We start from the raw sequence: 7,188 nt of genomic DNA, 5'->3' as shown, positions 1-7,188 counted from the left end.
GGGTGATGTCGGTGTTTCCAGCTGGAACCCGTCGGCGACCTCCGTCGGGGGCGCCGTCATCACCTCGGGAGGTCAGCCGATCGGTGCTGATCCGTCCGACGAGGAAGATGACGGCGCGCTGAAGCCGCTGCCCGAGCGGCTAGTCATGGAACTGACGGCCCACCGGACCCTCGCGCTACGCGAGGCCATCGGGCGTTCGCCGGACGTGGCGCTGACGCTTCTGCTCCTGAAGCTGGTGACGGATACCTTCCGCACCTCCTCAGCCCCGGGCAGCTGTCTCGAAGCCTCCGTGCGTCATGTCTACATGTCGGCTCAGGCGCCCGATCTCAAGGACAGCATCGTGGCAAAGCTCGTCGACGAGCGTCACGCGGCGTGGGAGGCCGATCTGCCTCTTGGTGACGATGCCGAGCTCTGGGACTATCTGACGGTCCTCGACCAGGGCAGCCGTCTGGCTCTGCTGGCGCATTGCCTCAGCTTTGGGATCAACGCGCTCCATGAGAAGGTGAACCCCTATGGTGCGGGCATCTCCGCCAACGGTCTAACGCGCCGCATGGCCCATGCCGATCTGGTGGCGCGTGCCGTCGATCTCGACATGGTCGAGGCGGGCTGGGAGCCGACAGTCGATGGCTACCTCAACCGTGTGCCCAAGGCCCGGATCCTCGAGGCCGTGCGCGAGGCGAAGGGGGAAGGGACCGCGCAACTTCTCGATCACCTCAAGAAGGGTGAGATGGCCACCGAGGCCGAGCGGCTTCTCAAGGGCAGTGGCTGGTTGCCCGAGGTCCTGCGTCGCGCTGATCTGGCGGCAGGCGACGGCGAGGAGATCGCAGAAGGGCAGGGGGAGGACGCGGGCGAGCCCGAGGATGTCGATCTCCCGGCCTTCCTGACTGCCGATCTGCCGGACAGCGCCGCGTCGATGATGGCAGCCGAGTGATCTGAGCCATCCGAGGGCGGGGAAACCCGCCCTCATTCCAATAAAATAAAGCAATATCAATATGATGAATGCGACTACTCGCATTCAGGATGAGGAATCATGTCTGCAACGACCATCATCGACACAGCCCCCCTCGGGGCGCTGATCCGTTACACCGACGGCAGTCCCAAACCGCCAGCACGGTTCACCAAGAAGCTCGCCGCCTGGGAGCGCTCGAACGGCGTTGGCCGCCTTGTGAAGAAGGAACCGCCCAAGGTCTATCCGACATGGACGGCACCGGCCTCCTTCACGCTGCATGAGGGCAACTTCTCCTCGGACGGGATGATCCTCGTCACGATCATGCGCAGTCATTCGGCTGACAGTCGACTGATCTTCCAGGTGGCCGAGGAACCGAAGCCCGGGCAGGTCCGCGTGCTGCTGGATTTCGGTGGCAACACCGAACTGCTGCATCTGGCGGAGTCTGTCACTGCGGCCGAGCTTTGGATCGCACGCGAAGGCTATCGCAACGCGCGGCTCGAGATCGTCGGTGCCGAGGACGGCGAGAGGGCAGGGGGCGCGGACTTGGCCGCCTGAGCGCTGCTAAGGCGTGAGGGGCCAGCCCACAGGCGGGCCTCTCACCGACCACAACCCCGTCCCGCGATCTCGCGGGGCACCAAAGGATCCATCCCCCAATACGGAGATCTACGACCAAGAGCATGGCCCGGAGGCTGGCGGCGTTCCAGGCATCAGCGCGACAACCGGCTCCTGACGTTGGGGCACCATCCCCCGCTCGCCATTCCCTTCCTTGCCCCGAATCCCGTCTTCGAGATCAACCCGCAAAGGGGTCGGACTACGGGCGAGCCCGTGCCGCCGGGTGGATTCGGGCGAGCCGAACGCACCCGGTGATGTCAGCCAGTCTTCGGGCCTGCGGGGTCCTGTCGCGCGGGGGATGGTCCCCCGCCTCCAAGACAGGAGCCAAACAGATGTCCCGCAAAGATGCTCACGCTTTCGCAGCCTCCCTCGCCGCAACGCTCATGGTCTCGATCGTCGTCTTCCAGGCAGGGGATGGAACCTTCGGCGCCGTCCCCGCCGATGAAATCGACGGAGACGAGGTTCAGGTGGTCGCTGAGGTAGACCCGTGGGCATAATGCCCACGGCCTCACGGCGTGCTAAGCGTCTGGAAATGTCCCATCATACGGTCCTTTCGCCAAGCAAGTGACCGACGTTTTCGTTCTGAGGTGATGTTTCCGAATATCGGTCACCGGACTACAATGATGTTGTGGGTAAGCAGTCGGTTACGTGAGGCTGCATTGCCCGAGTTCAGCGCAGTGTGGAGAAGCCTAATGCAATCCGAATTCCGCCATCAGACGCCGCCTCATCTCGACAAAATGCGCGTCACTTCGATCCCTCGACCTCGGTAAATCCACCTCGATCAAGCGGGGAACAGTACCCTTCTCCTTGGGAAGGACCAGAACCCGGTCGGCAAGATATATCGCCTCCTCCAGATCATGGGTGACGAGGATCATCGTTACTTTCTCCTCCCGCCAGATGCGGGCGAGTTCTTCTTGCATGGTCAGCTTGGTCATGGCGTCCAGCGCACCGAGGGGTTCGTCCAGCAGCAGAATCTCCGGCTGCACAGTCAGCGCTCGCGCGATGCCGACGCGCTGCGCCATGCCGCCTGAGAGCTGACGTGGAAAAGCATCTTCAAACTCGGCCAAGCCGACGAGGCGGATGTAGTGACGGGCACGCGCCTCAGCGCTGTCGCGGGGCGTGCCTCGGACCTGCAGGCCGAAGCTGACGTTGCCAAGGACCTTGAGCCACGGCAGCAGGCGCGGTTCCTGGAAGATGATCGCGCGTTCGGTGCCGACGCCTTGCACGGGATGCCCGTCGATCAGGACTTCGCCCCTGTCCGGGCTCTCCAGACCGGCAAGCACGCGCAGAAGCGTGGTTTTTCCGCAGCCGGAGGGGCCGACGATGGCAAGGGCCTCACCGCCCTGCACATCAAGTTGAAGATCACGAAGCACGTTCAGACGCTGGCCGTTCAGCGTGAAGGATTTGGAGAGGTCACGCACGGTGACCTCTCCACGGCGGGTTACTTCAACCACGCTCATGCCCCGCGCCTTCAGTTGGTGGTCGGGCTGTCGCCCGTCACATAGAGGATGTCCTTGGCAACCAGCTTACCCTTCTCGACCGTGCCCTGACGTTCCAGGACGTCGATCCAGAATTGGATGTCGCGTTCCACCGGAAGCCCGCCTTCGCGCACACCATAGCCCGCGAAGAACTGCGCGACCTCCGCGTTTTCGCCGCGTTCGGCGAGGACCCGGGCAAAGATTGCCTTGGTCTCCTCGGGGTTCTCGCGCGCGTAATCCAGCGCTTTGACCGAGCCTTCGACGAAAGCCTTGGCTTCCTCGGGGTGTGCTTCGATCCAGTCACGGCGCAGGACGATGAAACCGCCTGCGATTTCGCCCAGCACGTCAGTGTCATCGAACACCGCGCGCAGACCGCCGTTCTGCAAAGCGGCTCCAGTGAAGGTGGTCTGCCAGTAGCCAAAGGCCGAGACGTCGACCTGACCCGAGCGCAGAACCTGTTCCAGCTGCGGCCCCGGCACGACGATCAAATTGGCGCTGTCTTCGGGGAGGCCCTTCTGGTGCAGCGCCTCGCGGACCGTGAAATCCAGATGTGCGCCCAGCGTGTTCACGGCGATGGTCTTGCCGACGATGTCTTCGATCCTCTTGATCGGGCTGTCTTCCAGCACGTAGAAGATCGACTGCGCCTCGTCATTGATCCCGTTCGACGGGTAGGCAGCGACGAAGTCGTTTCCGGCGGCGATGGAGTTCAGGACAGCGGCGGTAGCCGCAGAGCCGAGTTCCACGCTTCCGCCCGCAAGGGCAACCAGCGAGGCAGGTCCACCTTGGGCGTAGCCCACGTTTTCCAGCGTGATTCCGGTGCCGTCGAAGTAGCCCAGTTCGGCGGCAAGTTCATGCGCTGAGAGGCCGCCCTGGCTGGCGAGGTAGCGGATGTTCACATCGGCCCAGGCCGGAGTGAGCGAGAGGCCGAGGGCCGTAGAAAGCGCAAGCGTGCGGAGAGAAATAGTCATGGTCGTTTCCTTTGGGTGAGTGGGTTCAGTGGGACAGGTCGGCCCAACGGCACAAACGGCGCTGAAGCGTGACGAGGGCGGCGTTGGCCGACAGGCCAAGGACGGCGAGCAGGAGGATCGCCGCGAACATCTGCGGGATCTGGAAGTTGTACTGGGCATTCATCACCTGGAACCCGAGACCCTTGTTCGCCCCGATCATCTCGGCAGCGATCAGCAGAAGAAGGGCGGTGGTAGCCGACAGGCGCAGGCCGACGAAGATCGACGGGACCGAGGCGGGCAGGACCACGCGGCGGAAGATGGTGGCACGGGAGGCGCCGAAGGTGGCGGCCATCTCGATCAGTTTGCGATCCACTTCCTTCACACCGCCGATGGTGGCCAAGAGGATCGGAAACAAGGTTGCCCAGAAGATCACGAACACCTTGGAGGCTTCGCCGAGGCCCAGAAGCAGGATGAACACTGGATAGAGCGCCAGTGCCGAGGTCTGGCGGAAGAACTGCAGGATCGGGTCCAGCGCCTGTTCGACCGCGCGGATCTGGCCCATGAAGAGGCCCAGCGGGATGCCAAGGCCGACAGCAGCCGCAAAGGCAAGGCCGGAGCGTTGCAGGCTGATCGCGATGTCATCCAAGAGCGCGCCGCCGACAACGCCGGTCCATGTGGCGGCAAGGATCTTGTCCAGCGGCGGAAAGACAGTGGGGTTGATCCAGCCCAGCGAGGAGCCGATCTGCCAGAAGGCCAGGAACCCGAACAGCAAGCCATAGCGGCGCAGTGCGCGCCCCGCCCCTGCCACCCCCCGGCGCAGCAGGGCTGCACCGGAGGGGGCTTCGACAGAGCCGCCGAGGGAGGTATCGATGGTCTGGAAGGTCATGGCATCACTCCGCAGCGTGCGCCGCGCGCCGCGACAGCGCCCAGCGGGTTTCGGGGAAGGGGAGGCCAAGGTTTTCGCGCAGGGTGCGGCCTTCGTATTCGGTGCGGAACAGGCCGCGCCGCTGCAGTTCGGGGATCACCAGATCGACGAAGTCGCTCAGGCCTGTGGGGAGCCAGGGCGGCAGGATGTTGAAGCCGTCGGCGCCTTCGTTGTGGAACCAGTCCTCAAGCACATCGACGATCTGCGCGGGCGTGCCAACGATGGTGAAATGCCCCCGTGCGCTGGCCACGTGCTGATAGAGCTGGCGGATGGTGAAGCCGTTCTCATCCTCCCAGACCTGGGGCGACTTTACGAACTGATCGAAGCTTGGATCGAGCGCCATCGCGCGCGACTGATCGGCGAGGCGGCTGACCCGGGCACGTTCTTCGTCAAGACGGCTAAGATGACGAGCACCAATGCGGCTTACTGCCAAAACACGTTTTATGAGGCATGGCGCACCGCGATTCAACGCTACGGCATCTATAACCCGTGGACCAAGCGCGGGGCCATCGAAGGCCTTCTGCCGCATGGCCCACATAACGTACGGGATGTTCTGGCAACCCACATCCTCAAGCGCACCGGATCCTATGAGCAGGCAAGTTATGCCATTCAGGACACGCCCGACATGGTCGCTCAGCACTACGGTCGGTTCCTGCCGCAGGACAAATCCGAGATCGCGGCACGGATCCTGAACCAGGTCTGGGAAGCGGCCTGATCAGGAAAGGCGGTGTGGATCTGGACATGTCCTGACCCACACCCCAAAGCTGGATGTGGCACGGCTTAGTGGCATGTGATAGTGGCAGATGTGCGCTTAATCCTATCTTTTTCCGAAGCTAAAGAATATGTTGCGTTTCACACGTAGTGGCATTCTGGAGTCTGCTTGACGTACATCGTATCCCCATCGCGGATAGAGCCTGCCCGGCTCGAAGATGACATCCCGCTTGACCTGGTCGAGACGTCAAACCGGCTGATCCAGTCAGCCCGCGGTTTGGGCCGCAATTTACCTGCTCGAACCTTGTCCGACCTTGCCGCGATGGTACGGATGATGAACAGTTACTACTCCAACCGGATCGAGGGAAACAACACCCGTCCGCGCGACATCGAACGCGCACTGGCCGGCGACTTTGACGCCGATCCAGGACGCAGGGCGCTGCAGCAAGAACATGCGGCCCATGTCAACCTGCAAGAAGAGATCGACCGCCGGGCGGTCGAGGGGACGCTTCCAGATCCGAGCGAGCCGTCGTTCATCAAATGGCTGCACGAAGCCTTCTATGAAGGTGCCACTGAAGAGATGCTGACGCTGCGCCATGGGGGCCAAGTGGTCCGGATCGTGCCCGGAGAATGGCGGCAGGGCGACGTGGAGGTTGGCGCCCATGTTCCGCCTCCGTTTGACGCCGTTCCCTCGTTTATGGCGCATTTCCACACCCGGTTTCGGCTGGATTGGCTGCATGGTCAGGTCACGCGCACACTCGCCGTGGCGACGGCGCACCATCGCTTCAACTTCATTCACCCGTTCTACGATGGGAACGGCCGTGTCAGTCGTCTGATGTCGCACACAATGGCGCATCATGCGGGCATTGGGGCAGGGGGGCTCTGGTCTGTTTCGCGCGGGCTGGCGCGAGGTCTTCAGGATGGCCTTCCGGGTCGTGAGGAATATCGCGAGATGATGCAACTCGCCGACCGTGTCCGTCAGGGTGACCGTGACGGGCGTGGGAACTTGTCGTTGGCAGCGCTAGTCAGCTTTACCAAGTGGTTCCTCGCGGTTTGCGAGGATCAGGTCAGCTTCATGGCGGGCATGTTCGACTTTGACAGGTTGGGAGAACGGCTGACCCGCTACGCGGCACTCTTGGGTCTGGGCGACAGGGCAGGGGATTTGCTGCGCATCATACTCCTGCGTGGCGAGGTCGAACGTGGTGACGTTGCGGCCCTGCTGGGCGTGGCCCCGCGAACAGCACGGGCCACAATGAAAACCCTCCTAGACGATGGAGTTGTCGGGTCCGAGACTCCGCGTGGTGCCTTGATGCTGCGTTTTCCCAGCAAAACCCACGATGTGCTGTTTCCACGCTTGTTCGACGCAGTCTAACGGCTGCCAAGTTCTGGATCGTGAAGGAAGGCTATCGTAACGCGCGGCTTGAAATCGTCGGTGCCGAGGACGGCGATAGGGCAGATGGAATGGTTGCCGCCCTCCCCAAACGGCATCGCGATGTGCCAAGATTGTGGTGTTCAGAGCCACAAAACGGAGAGGACGGCATATAATGGATACTATGATTGGCGTGG

The 7,188-nt window shown here is 62.7% G+C and carries 8 protein-coding genes and 1 pseudogene; 5 read left to right on the top strand and 4 right to left on the bottom strand.

The window, feature by feature from the left end; genetic code table 11:
- From Q8M85_RS02585 to Q8M85_RS02575, 3 genes and pseudogenes are all read left to right on the top strand, one after another.
- Window positions 1–931: pseudogene (locus Q8M85_RS02585) on the top strand (DNA-binding protein); the annotation flags it as partial.
- 99 nt (window positions 932–1,030) lie between these two features.
- Window positions 1,031–1,504, top strand: a complete 474-nt coding sequence (locus Q8M85_RS02580) for a hypothetical protein (RefSeq protein ID WP_305539863.1) — start codon at window positions 1,031–1,033, stop codon at window positions 1,502–1,504.
- A 389-nt stretch (window positions 1,505–1,893) separates the two neighbouring features.
- A complete protein-coding gene (locus Q8M85_RS02575) occupies window positions 1,894–2,058 on the top strand; it encodes a hypothetical protein (RefSeq protein ID WP_018001789.1) in 165 nt (54 codons plus the stop codon).
- Window positions 2,059–2,250: 192 nt separating this feature from the next.
- On the opposite strand, the gene Q8M85_RS02570 is transcribed toward Q8M85_RS02575, so the two are convergent.
- From Q8M85_RS02570 to Q8M85_RS02555, 4 genes are read right to left on the bottom strand one after another with little or no spacing between them, the layout of a single operon-like run.
- Window positions 2,251–3,021: an ABC transporter ATP-binding protein gene (locus Q8M85_RS02570; protein WP_305539860.1), complete on the bottom strand. Its 771-nt coding sequence runs from the start codon at window positions 3,019–3,021 to the stop codon at window positions 2,251–2,253.
- An 11-nt stretch (window positions 3,022–3,032) separates the two neighbouring features.
- Window positions 3,033–4,007 (bottom strand): ABC transporter substrate-binding protein, encoded by a 975-nt coding sequence (locus tag Q8M85_RS02565; protein WP_305539857.1) that lies wholly within the window; start codon window positions 4,005–4,007, stop codon window positions 3,033–3,035.
- Between the two features lie 25 nt (window positions 4,008–4,032).
- A complete protein-coding gene (locus Q8M85_RS02560) occupies window positions 4,033–4,872 on the bottom strand; it encodes an ABC transporter permease (protein ID WP_305539855.1) in 840 nt (279 codons plus the stop codon).
- A 4-nt stretch (window positions 4,873–4,876) separates the two neighbouring features.
- Window positions 4,877–5,254 carry a hypothetical protein gene (locus Q8M85_RS02555; RefSeq protein WP_305539852.1) on the bottom strand — a complete coding sequence of 126 codons (378 nt, stop codon included), beginning with the start codon at window positions 5,252–5,254 and terminating at the stop codon, window positions 4,877–4,879.
- A 60-nt stretch (window positions 5,255–5,314) separates the two neighbouring features.
- Here Q8M85_RS02555 and Q8M85_RS02550 point away from each other — a divergent pair, with 60 nt between their 5' ends.
- Together Q8M85_RS02550 and Q8M85_RS02545 are read left to right on the top strand one after the other, a co-directional pair.
- Window positions 5,315–5,626 (top strand): hypothetical protein, encoded by a 312-nt coding sequence (locus Q8M85_RS02550; RefSeq protein WP_305539850.1) that lies wholly within the window; start codon window positions 5,315–5,317, stop codon window positions 5,624–5,626.
- Window positions 5,627–5,926: 300 nt separating this feature from the next.
- A complete protein-coding gene (locus tag Q8M85_RS02545; RefSeq protein WP_305539848.1) occupies window positions 5,927–6,994 on the top strand; it encodes a Fic family protein in 1,068 nt (355 codons plus the stop codon).
- Window positions 6,995–7,188: the final 194 nt, after the last annotated feature.

The organism is Tabrizicola sp. (assembly GCF_030694085.1).
GTDB lineage: Bacteria > Pseudomonadota > Alphaproteobacteria > Rhodobacterales > Rhodobacteraceae > Tabrizicola.
Note: the sequence above shows the minus strand (reverse complement) of the source record. Positions and strands in the feature narration are given on the sequence as shown.

Bases quoted from the DNA above. Each gene is read 5' to 3' on its own strand.
- Q8M85_RS02580 (WP_305539863.1), top strand. From the start codon at position 1,031: ATGTCTGCAACGACCATCATCGACACAGCCCCCCTCGGGGCGCTGATC.
- Q8M85_RS02575 (WP_018001789.1), top strand. From the start codon at position 1,894: ATGTCCCGCAAAGATGCTCACGCTTTCGCAGCCTCCCTCGCCGCAACG.
- Q8M85_RS02570 (WP_305539860.1), bottom strand. From the start codon at position 3,021: ATGAGCGTGGTTGAAGTAACCCGCCGTGGAGAGGTCACCGTGCGTGAC.
- Q8M85_RS02565 (WP_305539857.1), bottom strand. From the start codon at position 4,007: ATGACTATTTCTCTCCGCACGCTTGCGCTTTCTACGGCCCTCGGCCTC.
- Q8M85_RS02560 (WP_305539855.1), bottom strand. From the start codon at position 4,872: ATGACCTTCCAGACCATCGATACCTCCCTCGGCGGCTCTGTCGAAGCC.
- Q8M85_RS02555 (WP_305539852.1), bottom strand. From the start codon at position 5,254: ATGGCGCTCGATCCAAGCTTCGATCAGTTCGTAAAGTCGCCCCAGGTC.
- Q8M85_RS02550 (WP_305539850.1), top strand. From the start codon at position 5,315: ATGACGAGCACCAATGCGGCTTACTGCCAAAACACGTTTTATGAGGCA.